The 18,771-nt window shown below is 70.1% G+C and carries 18 protein-coding genes and 1 pseudogene; 12 read left to right on the top strand and 7 right to left on the bottom strand.

Annotation, left to right across the window (positions count from 1 at the left end):
• The first annotated feature begins 104 nt into the window (after nt 1-104).
• Nucleotides 105-491, top strand: a complete 387-nt coding sequence (locus O7614_RS12030) for a cytidine deaminase (RefSeq protein ID WP_278138542.1) — start codon at nt 105-107, stop codon at nt 489-491.
• Between the two features lie 47 nt (nt 492-538).
• Here O7614_RS12030 and O7614_RS12035 read toward each other — a convergent pair whose 3' ends face one another.
• Nucleotides 539-898 (bottom strand): YciI family protein, encoded by a 360-nt coding sequence (locus O7614_RS12035; RefSeq protein WP_278138543.1) that lies wholly within the window; start codon nt 896-898, stop codon nt 539-541.
• 220 nt (nt 899-1,118) lie between these two features.
• Here O7614_RS12035 and O7614_RS12040 point away from each other — a divergent pair, with 220 nt between their 5' ends.
• The 6 genes and pseudogenes from O7614_RS12040 to O7614_RS12065 all read left to right on the top strand — a co-directional run bounded on the left by O7614_RS12040 (nt 1,119) and on the right by O7614_RS12065 (nt 7,766).
• Entirely contained in the window at nt 1,119-2,159 is a 1,041-nt protein-coding gene (locus O7614_RS12040) for an iron ABC transporter permease (RefSeq protein WP_278138544.1), read from the top strand.
• A gap of 173 nt (nt 2,160-2,332) precedes the next feature.
• Nucleotides 2,333-3,406: an iron ABC transporter permease gene (locus O7614_RS12045; protein WP_278138545.1), complete on the top strand. Its 1,074-nt coding sequence runs from the start codon at nt 2,333-2,335 to the stop codon at nt 3,404-3,406.
• A 19-nt stretch (nt 3,407-3,425) separates the two neighbouring features.
• Nucleotides 3,426-4,190: pseudogene (locus O7614_RS12050) on the top strand (ABC transporter ATP-binding protein); the annotation flags it as partial.
• 251 nt (nt 4,191-4,441) lie between these two features.
• The gene (locus O7614_RS12055; RefSeq protein WP_278138546.1) at nt 4,442-5,389 is read left to right on the top strand and encodes an iron-siderophore ABC transporter substrate-binding protein; all 948 of its coding nucleotides are present in this window, start codon (nt 4,442-4,444) and stop codon (nt 5,387-5,389) included.
• 240 nt (nt 5,390-5,629) lie between these two features.
• Nucleotides 5,630-6,706: an acyltransferase gene (locus O7614_RS12060; RefSeq protein WP_278138547.1), complete on the top strand. Its 1,077-nt coding sequence runs from the start codon at nt 5,630-5,632 to the stop codon at nt 6,704-6,706.
• 133 nt (nt 6,707-6,839) lie between these two features.
• Nucleotides 6,840-7,766, top strand: a complete 927-nt coding sequence (locus O7614_RS12065; protein ID WP_278142231.1) for an SGNH hydrolase domain-containing protein — start codon at nt 6,840-6,842, stop codon at nt 7,764-7,766.
• A gap of 195 nt (nt 7,767-7,961) precedes the next feature.
• Here the strand turns inward: O7614_RS12065 and O7614_RS12070 are convergent, their stop codons facing one another.
• Nucleotides 7,962-8,606: a hypothetical protein gene (locus O7614_RS12070; protein WP_278138548.1), complete on the bottom strand. Its 645-nt coding sequence runs from the start codon at nt 8,604-8,606 to the stop codon at nt 7,962-7,964.
• 179 nt (nt 8,607-8,785) lie between these two features.
• Here O7614_RS12070 and O7614_RS12075 point away from each other — a divergent pair, with 179 nt between their 5' ends.
• From O7614_RS12075 to O7614_RS12090, 4 genes are all read left to right on the top strand, one after another.
• Nucleotides 8,786-9,532: a TnsA-like heteromeric transposase endonuclease subunit gene (locus tag O7614_RS12075; protein WP_278138549.1), complete on the top strand. Its 747-nt coding sequence runs from the start codon at nt 8,786-8,788 to the stop codon at nt 9,530-9,532.
• Between the two features lie 14 nt (nt 9,533-9,546).
• Nucleotides 9,547-11,574, top strand: coding sequence for a Mu transposase C-terminal domain-containing protein (locus tag O7614_RS12080; RefSeq protein WP_278138550.1), 2,028 nt, complete (start codon nt 9,547-9,549; stop codon nt 11,572-11,574).
• 164 nt (nt 11,575-11,738) lie between these two features.
• A complete protein-coding gene (locus O7614_RS12085; protein ID WP_278138551.1) occupies nt 11,739-12,608 on the top strand; it encodes an ATP-binding protein in 870 nt (289 codons plus the stop codon).
• Entirely contained in the window at nt 12,605-13,558 is a 954-nt protein-coding gene (locus tag O7614_RS12090; protein ID WP_278138552.1) for a TniQ family protein, read from the top strand. Before O7614_RS12085 ends, O7614_RS12090 begins: the two co-directional genes overlap by 4 nt.
• Nucleotides 13,559-13,829: 271 nt before the next feature.
• Here the strand turns inward: O7614_RS12090 and O7614_RS12095 are convergent, their stop codons facing one another.
• Nucleotides 13,830-14,363, bottom strand: a complete 534-nt coding sequence (locus O7614_RS12095; protein WP_278138553.1) for a DUF6817 domain-containing protein — start codon at nt 14,361-14,363, stop codon at nt 13,830-13,832.
• An 80-nt stretch (nt 14,364-14,443) separates the two neighbouring features.
• Nucleotides 14,444-14,872 carry a GNAT family N-acetyltransferase gene (locus tag O7614_RS12100; protein ID WP_278138554.1) on the bottom strand — a complete coding sequence of 143 codons (429 nt, stop codon included), beginning with the start codon at nt 14,870-14,872 and terminating at the stop codon, nt 14,444-14,446.
• 39 nt (nt 14,873-14,911) lie between these two features.
• Here O7614_RS12100 and O7614_RS12105 point away from each other — a divergent pair, with 39 nt between their 5' ends.
• Nucleotides 14,912-15,643, top strand: a complete 732-nt coding sequence (locus O7614_RS12105; RefSeq protein WP_278138555.1) for a class I SAM-dependent methyltransferase — start codon at nt 14,912-14,914, stop codon at nt 15,641-15,643.
• Between the two features lie 187 nt (nt 15,644-15,830).
• On the opposite strand, the gene O7614_RS12110 is transcribed toward O7614_RS12105, so the two are convergent.
• Genes O7614_RS12110 through O7614_RS12120 form a run of 3 tightly spaced genes read right to left on the bottom strand, consistent with a single transcriptional unit; the run spans nt 15,831 to nt 18,756 of the window.
• On the bottom strand, nt 15,831-16,499 hold the full coding sequence (locus O7614_RS12110) for an HAD-IA family hydrolase (protein WP_278138556.1): 669 nt from the start codon (nt 16,497-16,499) through the stop codon (nt 15,831-15,833).
• A 20-nt stretch (nt 16,500-16,519) separates the two neighbouring features.
• Nucleotides 16,520-17,338 carry a phytanoyl-CoA dioxygenase family protein gene (locus O7614_RS12115; protein ID WP_278138557.1) on the bottom strand — a complete coding sequence of 273 codons (819 nt, stop codon included), beginning with the start codon at nt 17,336-17,338 and terminating at the stop codon, nt 16,520-16,522.
• A complete protein-coding gene (locus tag O7614_RS12120) occupies nt 17,335-18,756 on the bottom strand; it encodes a glycosyltransferase (protein WP_278138558.1) in 1,422 nt (473 codons plus the stop codon). The genes O7614_RS12115 and O7614_RS12120 overlap by 4 nt, the downstream gene beginning before the upstream one ends.
• Nucleotides 18,757-18,771: the final 15 nt, after the last annotated feature.

Genomic DNA, 18,771 nt, shown 5'->3' on the forward strand with positions numbered 1-18,771 from the left:
GATAGGCAGCCCGGCGGCGCACCGCCCCTGGGTTACCGCGCTGCTGGTCCGTCGGCGGGCCTAGAGTGGGCGACCGACACCGAACGCTGGGGGGCGGAATGGGCATGCGGGACACCGACCGGGCGTTGGTGCAAGCCGCCACGGCGGTCGCCAAGCTGCGCTGCCGCAGCCAGCAGCACACCGTCGCCTCGGCTGCCCGCAACGCCGACGGGCGGGTCTTCACCGGAGTGAACGTCCGCCACGCGTCCGGTGACGTCTGCGCCGAGCTGGTCGTGATCGGCACGGCCGCCACGCAGGGCGTCACCGAGCTGGAGACGATCGTCACCGTCGCCGACCGGGGCCGCGAGGTGACAGCGCCGTGTGGCAGCTGCGCGCAGGTGCTGCGCGACCACTTCCCGGCGCTGCGGGTGATCGTCGGCCCGGTGGACGACCTGCGGGTGGTCCCGCTCGCGGACCTGCCGACAACTGCCGGGAGCGGCACGGCCGGCTGACCGGCGCGCGCCTGCTGACCGGCGCGCGCCTGCTGATCGGCGCGGCGTCAGTCTCCGGAGGCCGCCTCCAACATCGACCGGGGCACCGGCACGCCCTCGAACCGCAGGTTGCCCTCCGGCAGCAGCCAGGTCGTGACCCGCGCGACGAGGTGGCCGGCACGTACGGCCGGGTCGCTGGCGTAGAGGGTGCGCGCCTCGTCCGGTGCGATGGACAGCACGACGAACCCTCGTAGGTGCTCGTCGTCGCCGTGCAGGAACGGCCCGGCGGCGAGCACCAGCCCTTGCTCCACGAGGCCCGCCTGGTGGGCGAGGTGTGCGTGCTGCAGCCGATCGATCGCGTCCTGCGGCAGCTCCGGCGGATCCGACGGTCGGGCCAGGAGCACGACCGTGTGCTGGTCGAATCGCATACTCACACCCTATGGCCCGAATGTCCCTCTTCTGGTTGTCAACCGCCATCTGTCCTCCGGCGGCCGGTGACGGCGGTTCGCCGGGTATGCCGTTCGGGCTCGCGGCACCTTCTCGTTCGCTCGTCGGCTGCCCGGGGCGGCATCGACACCCACCGGTTAGGTCCCTTTCCGCAGGTCGGCTAAGGTTAGGCGAACCTAAGCCCGATCGTGCAGGAGATTCGTGACCGCCCTCGCCAGCCGGCCGACCCGGAGTCGGGCCAGCACTCGAAACGGGCGTCGGGTGGCCGTCACCGCCGGGGCCGCGCTGGTCCTGCTTCTCACCGTGCTGGCCAGTTTCGCGTTCGGCAGTCGGCAACTCGGCATCGACCAGGTCTGGCACGCCCTCGTCGCACCGGACGGCGGTGACGCCAGCACCATCGTCCGTGAGCTGCGGATGCCGCGTACCGCGCTCGGCCTCGCCGTCGGGCTCGCGCTCGCCGTCGCCGGCGTGCTGTTCCAGGCGCTCACCCGCAACCCCCTCGCCGAACCCCGCATCCTCGGCATCAGCGCCGGCGCGTCGTTCGGCGTGGTCCTCGCCATCTCCGTCTTCGGCATCAGCACGCTCGCCGGGTACGTCTGGTTCGGTATCGCCGGCGCACTCATCGCCGGGCTGCTGGTCTTCGCCATCGCCACCAGGGCCCGCGAGGGCGCCAGCCCGGTCACCCTCGCGCTGGTCGGTGCGGCGCTCGACGCCAGTCTCGCCTCCGGGGTGTACGCGCTGCTCAGCATCGACGCCCGCACCTTCGAGGAGTACCGGTTCTGGGTGGTCGGCGGCCTGTCCGGCCGGGACCTGTCGGTCAGCGCGCAGGTGCTGCCCTTCGTCCTCGCCGGGCTGGTGCTGGCCGCCCTGGCGGCCCGAGGCCTGGACGCGCTGGCCCTCGGCGACGACGTCGCCCGAGGTCTCGGCCACCGGATCGGGCTGGTCCGCCTCGGTGGTGGCCTCGCCGCCGTGCTGCTGACCGGGGCCGCGGTGGCGGCTGCCGGGCCGGTCGCCTTCGTCGGGTTGGCCGTGCCGCACCTCGCCCGCGCCCTGGTCGGCGCGGACCACCGCTGGACCCTCGCCGTCTCCGCCCTGCTCGGGCCCGCGCTGCTGCTCGGCGCCGACATCGTCGGCCGGGTCGTCGCCCCACCCGGCGAGATACCGGCCGGGATCGTCACCGCACTGGTCGGCGCGCCGCTGCTGGCCGTGCTGGTCCGCCGCGCCCGGGTGGTGACCGCGTGACCACCACCCACCGTTCGGCCGCCCCCGCCGACCCGCCCGGCCAGTCGGGCTCGGCTGGCTTGCCTGGCGCGGCCGGTCCTGCGGGTCCCGCGGCCGCTCCTGCTGGCCCTGCGGGTCCCGCGGCCGCTCCTGCTGGTTCCGTCGGCGCGGCTGGCCCCGCAGGGCGCGCTGGCTTGTCGGCCGTCGCGGCCGCCGGCTCGGCTGCGGACGACCGGGCCCGGCTGCCCGGGCGGGCGCTGCTGCGGATCGGCCCGGTCAGCCTGCTGATCCGCCGCCGCGCGGTGCTGGTGGCCGCCGTGCTGACCGTGCTGCTCCTGCTGGCCGTCGTGCTCAGCCTCTCGCTGGGTACCCCGTACGTCGCCCCGGCCGACGTGCTGCGTGCCCTCTCCGGGGCCGGCACGCCGTACGACCTCGTGGTCTTCGATCTTCGGCTGCCCCGGGTGGTGCTGGCCGCGGCGGCGGGCGCGGCGTTCGGCGTGGCCGGCACGCTCATCCAGAGCGTGGCCCGTAACCCGCTCGCCAGCCCGGACGTCATCGGCATCACCCAGGGTGCCGGCCTCGCCGCGACGGTGGCCCTGACCAGCGGCATGGCCGCGGTGCTGGTCGCACCCACCGCGCTGCTGGGCGGGCTGCTCGCGGCGGTGCTGCTGTTCGCCCTCGGTGCCCGGCACGGGCTGGCCGCCCAGCGGTTCGTGCTCGCCGGGGTGGCGGTCGCGTTCGCCTTCCGGGCGCTCACCGAAGTCGTCATGCTCACCGCCGACCCGATCGACGGGCTGCGCGCGCAGATCTGGCTGATCGGCACCCTGGCCGGCAAGGGCTGGACCGAGGCGGCCTGGATCGCCGGCACCCTGCTGGTGTTGCTGCCGGTGCTGGCCTGGGCCGGCTGGGCGTTGAACAGCACCGCCCTGGACGACGACACCGCCCGGGGCGTCGGGCTGCGCCCGGTGGCCCGCCGGATCGGCCTGGCCGGCACCGGAGTGCTCGTCGCCGCGATGGTCACCGCCCAGGTCGGTGCCGTCGACTTCGTGGCGCTGGTCGCCCCCCAGGTGGCCCGCCGGTTGGTACGCGCCGAACGGCCACCGCTGGTCTGCGCCGCCCTGCTCGGTGCGTTGCTGCTGGTGCTGGCCGACCTGGCCGGTCGACGTCTGCTCGCACCCACCCAACTGCCCGCCGGTGTGCTGACCGCCGCGATCGGCGGCCCGTACCTGATCTTCCTGCTGCTGCGCGGCCGTCGGCGGTCGTCGTGACGCCTGAAGGAGTCGTGTGATGCTCTCCACCCGCGACCTGGTCGCCGGCTACGACGAGCGGACCGTGCTCGACGGGCTCGACCTGGACCTGCCGACCGACGCGTTCACCGTGATCGTCGGCCCGAACGCGTGCGGCAAGTCCACCCTGCTGCGCACGATGGCCCGGCTGCTCACCCCGCGCAGCGGCACGGTGCTGCTCGACGGCACCGCGATCCGCGACCTGCCGACCCGGGAGGTGGCCCGCCGCCTCGGCGTCCTGCCGCAGAGCCCGCTGGTGCCCGAGGGTGTCACCGTGGCGGACCTGGTCGGGCGCGGCCGGCAGCCCTACCAACGCTGGTGGCGACAGTGGTCGTCGGAGGACGGCGCGGCGGTCGACCAGGCGATGGCCCTGGCCGACGTGACCGACCTGGCCGACCGCCCGGTGGACAGCCTCTCCGGCGGTCAACGGCAACGCGTCTGGATCGCCATGACACTCGCCCAGGACACCGACGCCCTGCTGCTGGACGAGCCGACCACCTTCCTCGACCTGGCCCACCAGGTGGAGGTGCTGGACCTCCTGCACCGGCTGCGCGTCGAGCGGGGCCGCACCGTGGTCGCCGTGCTGCATGACCTGAACCAGGCCGCCCGCTACGCCGACCACCTGGTCGCGATGCGCGCCGGCGCCGTGGTGGCCGCCGGACCGCCCCGGGAGATCCTCACCGCCGACCTGGTCCGCGACGTCTTCGGGTTGGCCTGCGTGGTCGTGCCCTGCCCGGTGACCGGCGCGCCGCTGGTGGTGCCCGCGTACACCGGCGGCTCGGTCCGTGCGACCGCCGAAACGGAGGGCTCTGTTGCCGGGCCCGCTGGCGGCGGCTATGTTGCCGGGTCCGCTGGCGGCGGCTATGTCGCCGGGCCCGCTGGCGGTGGTGGCTCTGTTGCCGGGCCCGCTGGCGCGGGAGACCGTGATTCGTCGACGGCGTCCGTGCCGGACGCCCGACCCGCCATCGGCGACGCGGCCACCCCGCTCGCCGACTCGTACCCCTCGAAAGGACTCTGATGCGTCGTCTCGTCGCCGCTCTCGCCGCGGCCGCCGCCCTCGGCGTCGGACTCACCGCCTGCGGTGAGAGCGACCCGGTCGCCGGCTCCACCACCGGGGAAACCCGGGAGATCACCCACGCCATGGGCACCACCAAGGTCCCGGCCGAGCCCAAGCGTGTCGTCGTTCTCGACACCGACAAGATCGACACGGCGCTCTCGTTGGGCATCACTCCGGTAGGCGCCGCCACGGCCGGTGAGGCCAAGAGCTGGCCCACGTACTTCGGCGCGGACAAGCTTGCCAGCATCAAGGAGGTCGGGGTGCTCACCGAGCCCGACCTGGAGGCGATCAACGCACTGAAGCCGGACCTCATCCTCGGCAGCAAGTTCCGCCAGGAGAAGTTCTACGACGAGCTGGCCGCCATCGCCCCGACGGTGTTCACCGACAAGGTGGGCATCACCTGGAAGGAGAACCTCCTCCTGGACGGCAAGGCACTCGGCCGCGAGCAGCAGGCCAAGGACCTGCTCGGCGCATACGAGAAGCGGGCCAAGGAGTTCGGCGCGACCCTCGGCGACGCCGCCACGCGCAAGATTTCCATCGTGCGGTTCCTGCCCGGCAACATCCGGGTGTACGGGCCGGACTCGTTCTCCGGCATCGTCATCGGCGACACCGGCCTGGGCCGCCCCGAGCGTCAGTTGCTCGCCAACAAGGAGGACAAGCGCTTTGACCTGGTCAGCCCCGAGCGGGTCAACGAGGTCGACGGCGACGTCATCTTCGTGACCGCGTACGGCGAGAAGGCCGCAGCCGAGCAGAGCAAGGTCACCGGCGGGACCCTCTGGAAGGGCCTCAACGCGGTCAAGGCCGGCAAGGCGTACCCCGTCTCCGACGAGATCTGGATGACCGGCATCGGCGTCGGCGCCGCCAACAAGATCCTCGACGACCTGGCCAAGTACGTCCCCGCCGCCTGACCCAGCCCAGGCACCCCCCGCGACACCCACGAGATGGTGGCCTCCCGCACGTGGGAGGCCACCATCTCGTGGGTGTGCGGATCTCGTGGCGCCTGGCACCGCCCGCGTCCTGGCGGCCGTCGGTCGGCCCGCCCACGTCATGGCGGGGAACATGGCCAACCAGGCCAATACGGATCGTAACCACCCACGCCTTCGCCCCGTTGTGTCAGCGACGCGAATTCGGCATGGGGTGGGGAGCGAATGACACGAACGGCCGTGCGACCGGAAGCCAATCCCCGGGCCGCATTCCGAGGTGATGTGGAAGGGCTACGTGCCCTCGCCGTCGTTCTGGTGCTAGTGGGACACGCCAGCCAGCAACTGGTGCCCGGCGGCTTCGTCGGCGTCGACGTCTTCTTCGTCATCTCCGGATTCCTAATCACCGGCCTGCTGGTGGCCGAGGTGAACCGGACGGGCCATCTCTCGCTGATCGGTTTCTACGGCCGGCGTGCCAAGCGACTGCTTCCGGCCGCCGTCGTGGTCCTCATCGGAACCCTGCTGCTCACCTTCGCCTTCCTGCCGCGCACCCGCTGGTCGGCCACCGGCTGGGACGTGGTGTTCAGCGGGCTGTACGCCATGAACTGGCGGCTCGCCGAACAGTCCGTCGACTACCTGGCGGCCAACCGGGCGCCCAGCATCCTGCAGCATTTCTGGTCTCTCGGCGTCGAGGAGCAGTTCTACCTCGTGTGGCCACTCTTGCTGGCCGCTGCGGTGTGGCTCGGTCGGCGCCGGTACGCCCGCACCGGATACCTGCTCATCGCTCTGACGCTGGTCGCGGTGCCGTCCTTCGCTTGGTCGGTATGGCTGACCGAAGACAATCCCGCCCGCGCATACTTCGTGACCACCACCCGGATGTGGGAGCTGGCCCTTGGCGGCTTCCTGGCCCTGCTCGCCGGACACCTAAAGGCTCGCCGGACACCTAAAGCGCCTGCCTCGGCTGGCAGCGGCCGCGCTCGCCTGGTGTGGCCTCATTGCGATTGTGGCGTCCGCCGCACTTCTGACGGAGAGTTCCGCGTTCCCCGGGTATCTGGCGTTGGCCCCCACCCTGGGGACGGCAGCGGTCATCGCCGGCGGCTTGGCCGCCGGCGGCATCGGCCCGGCCGTGCTGTTGGCGCTAGGGCCGGTACGTGCCATCGGAGCGATCTCCTACTCCCTCTACCTCTGGCACTGGCCGCTGCTCGTCGTCGCCGAGGCCCGGTTCGGAGAACTCAGCACCGTCACCGGCCTCGCCGTTGCCGCGCTTGCGGTGGTGCCGGCCGCGCTCACCTACCGGTTCATTGAGAACCCGATCCGGATGTCGACGACGCTCGCTTGGGAACCTGCGCGGTCACTGCAACTCGGGGCTCTCTGCACCGGAGTGGCCCTTCTGGCGGGACTCGCCTTCCAGTTGACCGTTCCACCGACGAGTTCGCCGATGCCACCCAGCTTGGCCGTGCCGACGGTGGGCGGCACCGGGGTCCCCGTGGCCGCGTCACCCGCGGTTCTCGGTGCAGCCGCTCTGGGCGGATCCCCGGCCAGCAGCGACGCCGGGCTTGCGGTGGACCGCGTGGGCCCGTTCGTGCCGGATCCGTTGGTGGCCGGCAAGGACGGCCCCGACGCGTGGCGTGACGGCTGCCATACGGATCAGCGCAGCAGCGCGGTCAGGGCGTGCCAGTACGGGGACCCGAGCGGATCGTTCACAGTGGCTCTCGCTGGGGACTCCCACGCGGCCCAGTGGCTTCCGGCGTTGCAGCGGGTAGCCGATTCGAAGAAGTGGCGTCTCAAGAGCTACACGAAGTCGTCCTGCCCGTTCATCGACGGCGTTGTCGCCTTGGACAATCGGCCGTACCCCAGTTGTACTGAGTGGAACGACAAGCTCCGTGCGCAACTGACCGGGGCTGAGCGACCCAACGTACTTGTGGTGAGCACATCTTTCTATGTGATGATCCAGAACGGCGAGAGGGTCACGAGTCAAGCGCAGGCCGCCTTCGCGGAAGCGCTCCGGCGGACGTGGGCCGCGATGGCGGCAGCCGATATCCCCGTGATCGTGTTACGCGACACCCCCTACCACGACCGGGACATCGCAGAGTGCGTGTCCGCCAATTCGAAGAACTTGACCCGCTGCGCATCCCCCCGCGACAAGGTCCTCGCGGGAGGCGGTGGCCCGGCCCACGAAACGGCCGCTCGTGACAACAACAAGGTGTACCTGGTGGACCTGAACTCGGCTATCTGCCCGCGCGAGCGGTGCTCGCCGGTTATCGGCGGCGTGCTCGTCTATCGCGACAACAACCACATCACCGCCACGTACGCCGCCACCCTCGCGCCACGGTTGGCCACGGCGCTCGACCGCGTCCTTGGCTGAGACTGAAGCTCAGGCTCGCCGCAATCTCCGCGGCGGCCGGAGAGACGAAAGTCGTCGACAACGGCGACATCGCCCGTGTCGAAGTGGGGTCTGGTCCAAGCTGGACGCGGTCGGGCTGCGTCGACCACCAGACCGCCGCCCGAGCGACATGCCGGACCGGTTCAACGGCGGCAGACGCTCAGGCGGCGGTGGGTGTCAGGCGGCGGTGGACCAGATGGCGCGGAACGCGGCTGCCTCGCCCGACAGCCATCGCTCGATCTGGTCGGGCTTGGCGTCGGCGGGCATGCGGTGTGCCTGGCCGCGACGGACGTCGACCAGGACTGGCTCGGCGTGTGGCAGCACCGCGTCCATGTGCCGGGCCATCAGGTGCAGGGTGGCGAGCACCGACTCCTCACTCGGCGGAGTCTCGTCGAAGTGCAGGCGGATGGCTTCGGCGCGACCGTCGGAGTGGCGTACCCCGAAGTGGGGGTTGATCTTGACGGGGAGGTCTCCCAGCATGGCCAGGGCGTCGCGGGTCTGGGCGAGGTCGACGGCGGCTGGCTCGCCGAGGGAGTGCAGCCAGGCCGTGGCGCCGGGGACGAGCGCCTGGTAGAGCGGACGCCACCGTGGCTTGACCACGTCGACCACCCCGGTCAGGTGCGTGCCACCGGTGTGGAAGGCGATGTCGGCCTTGAGCGCCTTGACGAACTGGCCGTGCGGGTTGAAGCCGGACCGGCTCGCGCGCTGCTTGCGCAGCCCTCCCACGAAGGTCGCCTTGGTGGGGCCGGTGCGGTCGACGTAGCGGGTGAAGCCGAGCAGGGTCGCGTAGGGGGTGAGGGGGGTGGAGGCGGGCGCGGTCATGGGCGTCCTCCCAGGTCAAGAACTCGATTAGTACATACATTCTAATCGACACCCCTGACATCGCCCAGCGAATCTGGACGCTGGAAGTGTCCGGTCCGGCCGAAGGTGGCCAGTCCACGGGAAGTTGGCCAACGGCGTGGCCACGTCCGGCTGAAGATGGCCAGCGGTACGGTGCCGGGATGCTTCGCGCGGTGCCTGGCTCCGGTGGTCCGCTGACGGCTGAGTTCGAGATCGGCTACGTGGGCGCCGACGGAGCCGAGCCTCGTGCCCCCTTGATCAACTCGGCTGAGGTGCGGTTTGAGCTAGGTAAGCCGGTGCGAGTCTTCTCGTCGCGTAAGCGGCAGCGGCACTTCCCGGGCCTGTGGTGGTCGTCAACGACCGGTGGGCATGTCGGCTACGAGTCCTGGCTGGAGCGGGACCACCTGATGTTGTTGGATTTCGATCCTGCGGTGGTCGGCATCGCTTCGCAGCCGTTCTGGCTGTTCTGGGACGAAGATGGCCGCCGTCGTTCGCACGCGCCGGACTACTTCGCTCGTCTCGTCGGAGGCCGTGCGATGGTTGTCGACTGCCGTCCAGCGGAGCGGATCAAGCCGCGCGACGCCGTAGCGTTCGATGCGATGCGGCGGGCATGTGAGCTGGTCGGATGGGACTATCGCCTCGTTGGAGTGCCTGACCCTGTGCTCAGTACCAACGTGCGCTGGCTAGCCGGTTACCGGCATCCGCGTTACCGCGTGCCCGGCATCGTAGCGGCGCTGCGCGAGGTGTTCGTCAGTACCGCGCCACTGATGGCCGGGGCGGAAGAGGCCGGTGATCCGATCGTGGTCCTGCCGGTCCTGTTTCACCTGCTGTGGTGTGGTGACCTAACCGCCGGCCTGGGCACGGTGCTGCACGACGCCACGCCGGTGACCACTGTTGGAGCGCGGTGATGGCATCCGGACGGATGCCGATGCTACGCATCGGTGAATGGGTGCGCTTCGACGGCGATGAGCACCAGGTGGTCGCGTTGGCGGGCACCTCGGTGCGGCTGCAGTCCAGGTCCGGAGCGGCGCAAGTCATACTCTTGCCGTTCCTGCTTGCCGCGCCGGACTTTGAGCTTGTCGATGGACCTGCAACACCGGTGGTGGAGCCGTTCGGGCTGCTTGACAGCTTGCCGGATGACGTGGCGGAACGGGCCCGCTGGTGGCAGCGGCATGTGGTCGAGGTGATGACCGGGCTACCGTCCGGCGCGGAGCCACGCAGCCTCCCACGGCCCGGATTCGACCCAGCGATTTCGACCCTGGCCCAGCGCGAGCAGGCCAAGGCGGAGGAGTTGACCGCCGCCGGCAGGCCGGTTTCGGCGCGCACGGTGCGCCGGATGCGGGTTCGCTATGCCGAGCAGGGAGTCTGGGGCCTGGTCGACCAGCGCGCCATCAGGACGAGAGACATCGTTGGCAGAGCGGATCCGCGTCTTGTCACGGCGATCCGCGCGGAGTTGGATGCGCAGACGCATGCCTCGACCGGCACCCGGGACCGGTTGATGCTGCAGGTCGTCGCCGCACTGGCCGCCGAACACGGCGGCGCCGTGGTGCCGGTTCCGGCTCGCAGCGCCTTCTACGAACTGATCGCGGCGTTGTCGGTGGGTCGGCACTCGTTTGGCGCGGCGACTACCCGCCGGTCGTTGGCGAACCGGCCCGATGGGCCGTTCACACCGACGGCCGCCACCCGGCCGGGTCAGCTGGTGCAGATCGACTCCACGGTGCTGGACGTGATGGTCGTGCTGGACTCTGGGGTGCTCGGTCGGCCCGATCTGACGATGGTCATCGACGTCGCCACCCGCACCATCGCCGCGGCGGTGCTGCGCCCGTCCGGCACCAAGGCCGTTGACGCGGCGCTGCTCCTGGCTCGGATGCTCGTCCCGGAACCGATGCGGCCCGGCTGGTCAACGGCGCTGCGTATGTCTGCGTCCAGACTGCCTCACGCCCGGCTCGTCGGCGTTGACGCACGGCTGGAACTGGCGGCGGCCAAGCCCGTGATCGTGCCGGAGACGATCGTCATCGACCACGGGCGAGTGTTCGTCTCCGAGGTGTTCACCCGGGCCTGCGCCAACCTAGGAATCTCGATCCAGCCGGCCCGCAAGGGCACCCCGACAGACAAGCCAATCGTCGAGCGGCAGTTCTCCTCGATCAACACCTTGTTCTGCCAGCACGTCGCAGGCTACACCGGGGCCAACGTCACCCGGCGCGGCGACCGGGTGGCCGACGAAGCGGTCTGGAGCCTCGCCGAACTGCAGGACCTGCTCGACGAGTGGATCGTCGCCGGATGGCAACGCCGCCCGCACGAGGGCCTGCTCGATCCGCATGTCCCGGGCCGGGCGATCAGCCCGAACGACGCCTACGCCGCGTTGGTCGCCACTGCCGGCTACCTGCCGATGACTCTCTCCGGTGAGGACTACCTGGAGCTGTTGCCGGTCGAGTGGCGGCAGATCAACGAGTACGGCATTCGCATCGAACATCGCACCTACGACAGTCCCGACCTGGCGCCCTGGCGGCGCCAGCATTCCGGCAGAACCGAACGCGGCGGCCGATGGGAAGTGCACTATGACCCCTACGACCTATCCCACGTCTTCGTCCGTACCCCGAACGGGTGGGTCACCGCATCATGGACCCACCTGCCAATGATCTCCGCGCCGTTCGCCGACTTCACCTGGCGGCACGCCCGCCGCCTGGCCGCTTCCCGGGGGCTGCCCGACGACAACGAGACCGAGGTCGCCCGCGTCCTGGACGAACTGCTCACCCGCGCCGCCATCGGACCGGCACCGGACCGGGCCAGCGCCCGCATCACCGCCCGCACCCGTGCCGCCAGGCGGCGACTACCCGACGCGCAGATCATCGAGCTGCCTACCCCACTGAACGGCGAGGAACAGGCCAGCGCCGAAGTCATTCCGTTCGGCATCTTCGACGCCGACGCCGAAGCCGAAAGGTGGCCATGAGCCAACGTCAGCACCTGCGTCTCGGCCCCGCCCTCGACGACTCCGGCGAGGCAGCCGATGAGCCGCTGACCACCAAGGAAGGCTGGTCCCGCTTCGTCGGCCATCGGCCTACGCCACCGACCAGCGACGACGACGCCCGCATCGAATACCTGTCCGAACTGGTCATGGTCAACACCCCGACGATCATCGAGGTGATCGCCTGCGCCCGCCGGCTGGTCATGCTCAACCGGCGACAGGTCTCCGCACGCCGCGGACTGATCGTCACGGGCGTCCCGGGCACCGGCAAGACCACTGCCATCACAGCACTGGGACGCACCCACGAACTCGCGATCCGGCGCAAACACCCCCGTGAACTCGGGCGGCTGCCGGTCATCTACGTCACCGTCCCGCCCGCGGCCACCCCGCGCATGCTGGCCGTCGAGTTCGCTCGCTTCCTCGGCCTGCCGCTGACCAACCGCGCGAACCTCACCGAGGTCGTCAACGCCGTTTGTCTCACCGCGACTCACGTCGGCGTCGACCTGGTCCTCGTCGATGAGGTCCACAACCTCAACCTCGCGACCCGGTCCGGGGCGGAAGTCTCCGACCAGCTCAAATACTTCGCCGAACGGCTGCCCGCGACGTTCGTCTACGCCGGCGTCGACGTCGAACGCGCCGGCCTGTTCGCCGGCCCCCGCGGGCGGCAGATCGCCAGCCGGTTCACCACGATCCCGACCGCCGGATTCGCCTACGGCACACCGGAACAGCGCGCTGCCTGGCGGGCCCTGGTTTCCGGGATCGAAACCACCTTGCCGCTGCGCAAGCATCCGGCCGCCAGCCTCGCGAAGCTGGACGAATACCTGCATCGGCGCACTGCCGGAATGATCGGTAGCCTGTCGCACCTGATCCGAGGCGCCGCCATAGACGCGATCCTCGACGGCACCGAACACATCACTCGGGCACATCTTGCCGCGATCCGGCTCGACCATGCCGCCGAAACCTACGCCAGCACCCGCCCCAGCCCAGCGACCTCGGCCGGCGCGGCCGCGACCGCTTGAGATCCCGGCTGCCCCGGCTGCCCATCCCGCTGCGGCCTGCACACCACGAGACGCTGGTCTCCTACGTCGCCAGGCTCGCCGCCGTCCACGCCCTGCCCCACGAAGACCTATGGACCTGCCTCAGCGCACCAACGGGGTCCGGCAGGCGACGTTTGATCGTGCTCGACCGACTCGTCGCCGCCACCGGCTACCCGGCCACTGGCCTCGAACACGCACTACCCGAACTACGCGACCCTGCGCCGGACTGGAAACAATGGCGGCACTACCCACAACGAGCCTGCCCGCTCTGCACCGCCAGCCACCGCGGCGGCATCGTCCGCCGCCTATTCGCCCACCACGAGATGCTTTGCGCCCGCCACGGCTACTGGATCGGCTCCACCGAGTTCGGCATCGACCACCAGCCCCGCCCGGTCGGCACGCTGCTGCCCGAACTCACCGCCGCCCAGCAACGACACAACCGGCTGGTCCGCCGGCGCGGCTGGAAACTCGCCCTGCACGCCATCGCCGCCTCTCAGAACGTCTGCGTCGACCTGCGTTTCTACGGTCCATCACCGCAGCACACCATCCACGACCAGCGCATCAAGACCCTCATCCCGACCGCCCACGCCTTCACCGGACCCCGCTACATCGCCGCGTTTTACCCCGAGATCGTTCGTCTCGCCGAACTGTTCTGCACACCCGGTTGGCGCCCGACCGCCCGCACCGCAATCGACCAGTTCGCCGCCACAACCTCATCCGGCACCCGTGGTCACACCGGCGACCGCGACGCCATAGCGTCGAAGATCGCGGACGCGATCGGGTACCCGCTCGATGCGATCCTCAGCAACAACGGTCACCTGATCAGTTCTGGCTGGCCGGCAGCATGGGCTACGGCCCCTACTACGAACCTGACAAGACCTTCCCGGATACCCGCGCGCAGACCCTCGACGGCACCCCGCCACCCAACCTGAAGCAGCGCGAGGCCACACACCTCCGACGAGCCGTCCGTGAGTTCGCCAAGAACAACCTGCTCGTCGCCGCCTGGAACCTTCCACCCCTCAACATCCGCGAGATCCGAACACCAGACATCCCGCCGATCCTCAGTCGGGCGTCAGAACCAACCCTCGCCGAACTCCTCGACCTTCCGAAGGGCGAACGGAACCAGGCAGCGATCGCCTCCCGCCGAGCCGATGACAGCCGATCGGAACGCCACGAGTCATAACCGAACGGCGGGCCGACCCTCTAGAAGCCCAGAACCTGCTTGGCGTCGGTCGTGACCTGCGCGGAGGCGACCTGAGCCCAAGAGGTGAACAGCGAGCGGAAGTAGGCGCCATACTTCTCCGCCACTGCCGGGTCCTGCTCGACGACGTCCAGTTCGTTGACGATGCTCAGGTCGACGAAGGGCTGCAGCGCCACGGGGTCCAAAAACTCGACCTCATTGGTGAATCGGTTCCAAACCTCACCAGTGTCGGGTAGCCGCCGCCAGGTCCGGTCCCGGTCGCAAGCGCCATACAGGTAGACCAGCTTCTCCGCCGGCGCGCCGATGAGATCCCGCAGCGTCATGCGGTCGGCTGGGTCAAGCAGCACGAGATCGAAACCGTCCGTGCCGTACACCGCGTGCGCCAAGCCGGCCAACTGCACGTCTGCGCCCAATCCCAGCCCGCCGAGGCGGTCGTGGACACGCGACAAATGGGCGTAGAGTGTGCCGCCCGGATGACCGACCGTCTCGGCTCCGTGCTGACGCAGCCATGCCCGCATGTCCTGCTCGGCACTCATGCCATGATCGTAGGACCGTTCGTCAGCGTCGTTGCTCCGTCCGCCTGCGTGGTTCGTCACAGCTGCCGACCACATCCGCACTACAGTCCGGGCGGGGTGCTGATCGGCTTGGAACACAGCACGTCTGGAAGCGGCAGGTATCCCAGCGCCTGCCAGAACCGCAGCGCCTCCACATTGTCCGGCATGACCAGCAGGTTCACCCTCGGACACCCCAGGGCCGCGAAACGGGTCTCTAGCTCACCGATCAGGCGGCTGGCGATGCCGTGGCGACGATGCGCCGGATCTACCGCCAGCCGAAGGACCCATCCCCGCCGACCGTCGAAGGTGCCCAGCACCACCCCCGCCACAGTGTCGTTGTGCTCGGCGACCAGGAACAGCTGCGGATCGCGCACCAGCTTGGCCGCAAGCTCTGCGCGGGGCAGCACGTCACGGCCCGCCGATTTCCATACCTCGGTGACGCCGTCGTAATCCGCCCAGGTGAACTGCCGTATGTGAATCACAGCATCCATCCTTGCCGCAGCCGGCACGGAAGCGGTTGGGTCAGTGACATGGCTCGCATCGCCTACAACAGCCACGACGCGGCAGCGTTCGAGGCCACCCGCCACCTGTCCGACCAGGCGCTCGCCGGCTGGCGTGAAGCGGTGACCCGTCACCTCAACCCTCAGCCCGGCACCCGCCTGCTCGACCTCGGCGCGGGCACCGGCGCGTGGGCGCAGACCTTCACCGACTGGTACAACGACATCGACGTCATCGCCGTCGAACCGGCCGAGGCCATGCGAGCCCGCTGCCTGCACCCTCAGGTGCTGGCCGGAGACGCTGCCAACGTCCCGTTGGCCGCCAGCAGCGTCGACGCGGCCTGGCTGTCCACCGTCATCCACCACGTGCCAGACCTGACCGCTGCCGCACGTGAGCTGCGCCGCGTTTTGCGTCCCGGCGGCCCGGTGCTGATCCGTTCCGCATTCGGTGGCCGCCACCACGCAATCACGCTGTTCCGATTCTTCCCCGAGGCCATCCGCGTGTTGAACACCTACCCCAGCGTGCACGACGTCGAAGCCGCCTTCGCCACCGCTGGCTTCACCACGACCTCACTCGAACAGGTCCCGCAGACCACCGCACCGTCGCTTCGCGACGTCGCGGCCACCATGCGCCGGGAAGCACACACGCCCCTACAACTGATCACCGACGATGAGTACGCCGCCGGTCTGGCTCGACTCCACCTCGCCGCTCAAACCGAATCCGGCCCGGTCATCGACGCACTCGACCTTCTCGTCCTTCGATAGAACGCCGTCCTCAGCGGCCAATCCAAGATCCGGCGACTCGGAGAAAGGAATTGGCCAGGTTCGTCCGGACGGTCGTCTCCGAGGCTCTCCGGACAGACTTGTCCCGCCCCAGATCAGCCTCATAGGCAGTGGCCAACTTCGAGCGGACCGGACAGGAAGTTCTCTCTCGAAGGGGCCGTCGACCCGGTCAGCGGGCGGTGACCGGATCGCGCACGGTGACGCCGGTCAGGTCGGCGACGACCCAGTCGGCGTCCAGCGCGTCCAGCGTGTCCGGGGCGAAGGTGGTGGCCACCGCGATGACCCGCATGCCCGCCGCGCGACCCGACTCGATGCCCGCCGGGCTGTCCTCGATCACGACGCAGTCGGCCGGCGGGCAACCCAGGCGCGCCGCCGCCATCCGGTAGCCGTCGGGGGCCGGCTTACCGCGAGCCGTGTCGTCGGCGGTGATCAGCACCTGAGGGACCGGCAGTCCCAGGTGACGCAACCGGATCTCGGCGAGCCGCTGCCACGCCGAGGTCACCACCGCCCACCGTCGCGGGGGCAACGCGGCCAACAGCCGCGCTGCCCCCGCGACCGGCCGGAGGCCGGCGGTGTCCTGCTCCTCGCGCCGGACCAGGTCCGCCACCTCCGCCGCCAGGTCGAGGTGGGGAGCCATCAACCGGACGGTGTCGGCCAACTGGAGGCCGTGGGAGACGCGCAGCAACTCGTCGACGTCCAGCCCGTGCCGGCCGCACCAGTCGCGCCACTTGCGCTCCACGCAGACCTGGGAGTCGACAAGGGTGCCGTCCATGTCCAGCAACAGCGCGCCGCAGGCGACGGTCACCGTACCGCCGGCCGTGGTGATCGTGAGCTGCACCGTCGTACCGATCCCCGCGGTCAGCGCTCGGCGCCGACGAACCGTTGACCCATTCCGCGGGTCTGCACGAGCTCGGGGTACGCCCGGCTCGGGTCGCCGTACGTGTTGCCGGCACGGTCCGTGCCGCGGGCCAGGAAGATCTGGTGCTTCTGCCCCACCCCCTCGTGGTTGAACCGGACACTCGTGCTGATGTAGCGCATGGTGAACCCACACCGCCGCAGAGCGCTGCGGTTGACCTCGCTGCTGTGTACGAGGGCCCCGGAGTGGATGCTGAACTGGTTGGGCTGTAGCTGCACCGGGACGGCCCGGGTGGCGTCGACGCGACTCTGGTCCAGTTCCTCGTCGAAGACGCTGGTGTCGTCCGTGACGCGCCGGTAGTTGCCCGTGCCGTCGACGTGGCTGCCGGGGATGACCTTCATGCAGCCGTTCTCCAACGTGGACGGGTCGATCGCCAACCAGATGGTCATGGCCTGGCCGGCCGGCTCGATCATCTCCCGCCAGAAGTATCCGTCGGTGTGCCACGGCACGCTCTTGCCGTCGCCCGCCGGTTTGCAGAAGAAGTGGGACGTGAACAGGGCGATGTCCGGCCCCACCACGCTCTCGACCACGTCGAGCACATCCGGGTCGAGCAACCACCGGAACAGTTCCGGGTCGGTGAAGTGGGGCACGTCCATGTCCTCCGGCCGTTCCCCTTCGGGCAGGGCGGCGAGCTTGCGTTCGAAGTGGTTCTTGAGATCGAGAAAGGTGTCCGGCTTGAGTAGTCCGTCGCCGATGACGTATCCGTCGGTGCGGTACGCCGCCACCTGTTCCGGGTTGAGCCCTCGCTTGCTGGTGCTCATCGCGTTGCCATCCTCTCTGGCGCCAGCATCGACGCCGTCGTCGTCACCTCCCGGTCTGGGAGGAAGTCGTCGCGCACCCGTCGGTGCGCCCGTTCCCCGATCTCCCGGCGGTCCACCGCGTCGCTCAGGGCGGTGGCGATGATCTGGCCCAGGCCCCGCAGGTCCGCCGGATCCGTCAACAGGAAACCGTCGACCCCGTCGGTGATCTGCGCTCGGATGCCGCCCACGGCACTGCCCACCACCACCCGTGACTTCCACATCGCCTCCGCCACGGTGAGGCCGAAGCCCTCGGCGAGGCTCTTCTGCACGACCACGTCGGATGCGCGCTGGACCGCGTTGACCAGCAGCGCGTTCTCCGTCGGGTCGGTCATGGGCAGGCTGACCAGACTCACCCGTCGCCGCTGCGCCGGCGACAGCTTCCGCCAGTGGTCGAGGCAGTCCGCGTACCAGAAACCCTGCTCGACGTCGTCGGCGATCGCGGCGGGGTCCGGGCCGACCAGGGCGAGGTGTCCCACCGGTACGTGGTCGGTGACCGCGGTGAGCACACCGGCCATGTCCTTGAGCCGGTCCCACCGGGACACCTGGGTGACCAGCGGCTCGCCGAGTTGACGGGCGCCGTCGGAGATCACTGTCGGCATGGACCGGAGTCGGACGTCTCCCGCGGCGGTCTCCAGCAGCAGCGGCGACCTCGCCGGTTCGCCGGCCGGGTCGAGACCGCACTGCGCCAGGCAGGCGCGGACGGTGTCGGCCGGGAGGTCGACGTTCTTGGCGTCGAACGGGGAGATGAACGGCGGTTGGACGCGTACGGCGTGGTCGCGCAGCCGGGCCGGGACGTGGTCGGCCACCGAGAAGATCAGCGAGTCGACCTCGTCCAGCAGTTCGGTCAGGAAGTCCCACCCGCGCTCCGAGGCGTCGGTGGGCTCGTCGACGCCGACGTGGCAGCGCCAGTGCACCGACGCGACCCGGCCCGCCAGCGACGGGACCAGGCCGGCGGTCTGGTGGTCGTGCAGGATCACCACGTCACGGTGGTCGACGGCCTGGACGAGGCGGTCGGCGGCGGGCGCGAGGGCACGCAGGTACGCCGCACGCTCGGCCGGCCCGAGCGGACCCCCGTCGCCGTCGCTGCCGTACAGGGCCACGCCGAGCCGTTTGGTGATCCGGAAGAACGCGTCGTCTCCGCTGACCACCGCCCACTGGGAGCGCACACCCAGCTCGCCGTAGAGGGGCAGCAACGTCCGCAGCATCTCGGCCACGCCACCGCCGGTCGGGGTGGAGTTGACGTGCCAGAGCGTGCCGCCGTCGAGCCGGTCCTGGATCTCCGCGGCGGCCCGCCGGAGCCGGTCGGCCCGCTGTGGACCGATGAGCCGTTCGAGTGAAGCGAGCACCGGCCTCGACCGGACTGGGTTGATCGTCAACATCGGGCCACCTCCGTT

This window comes from Micromonospora sp. WMMD961, from assembly GCF_029626145.1.
In the GTDB taxonomy this organism is placed as follows: Bacteria; Actinomycetota; Actinomycetes; order Mycobacteriales; family Micromonosporaceae; genus Micromonospora.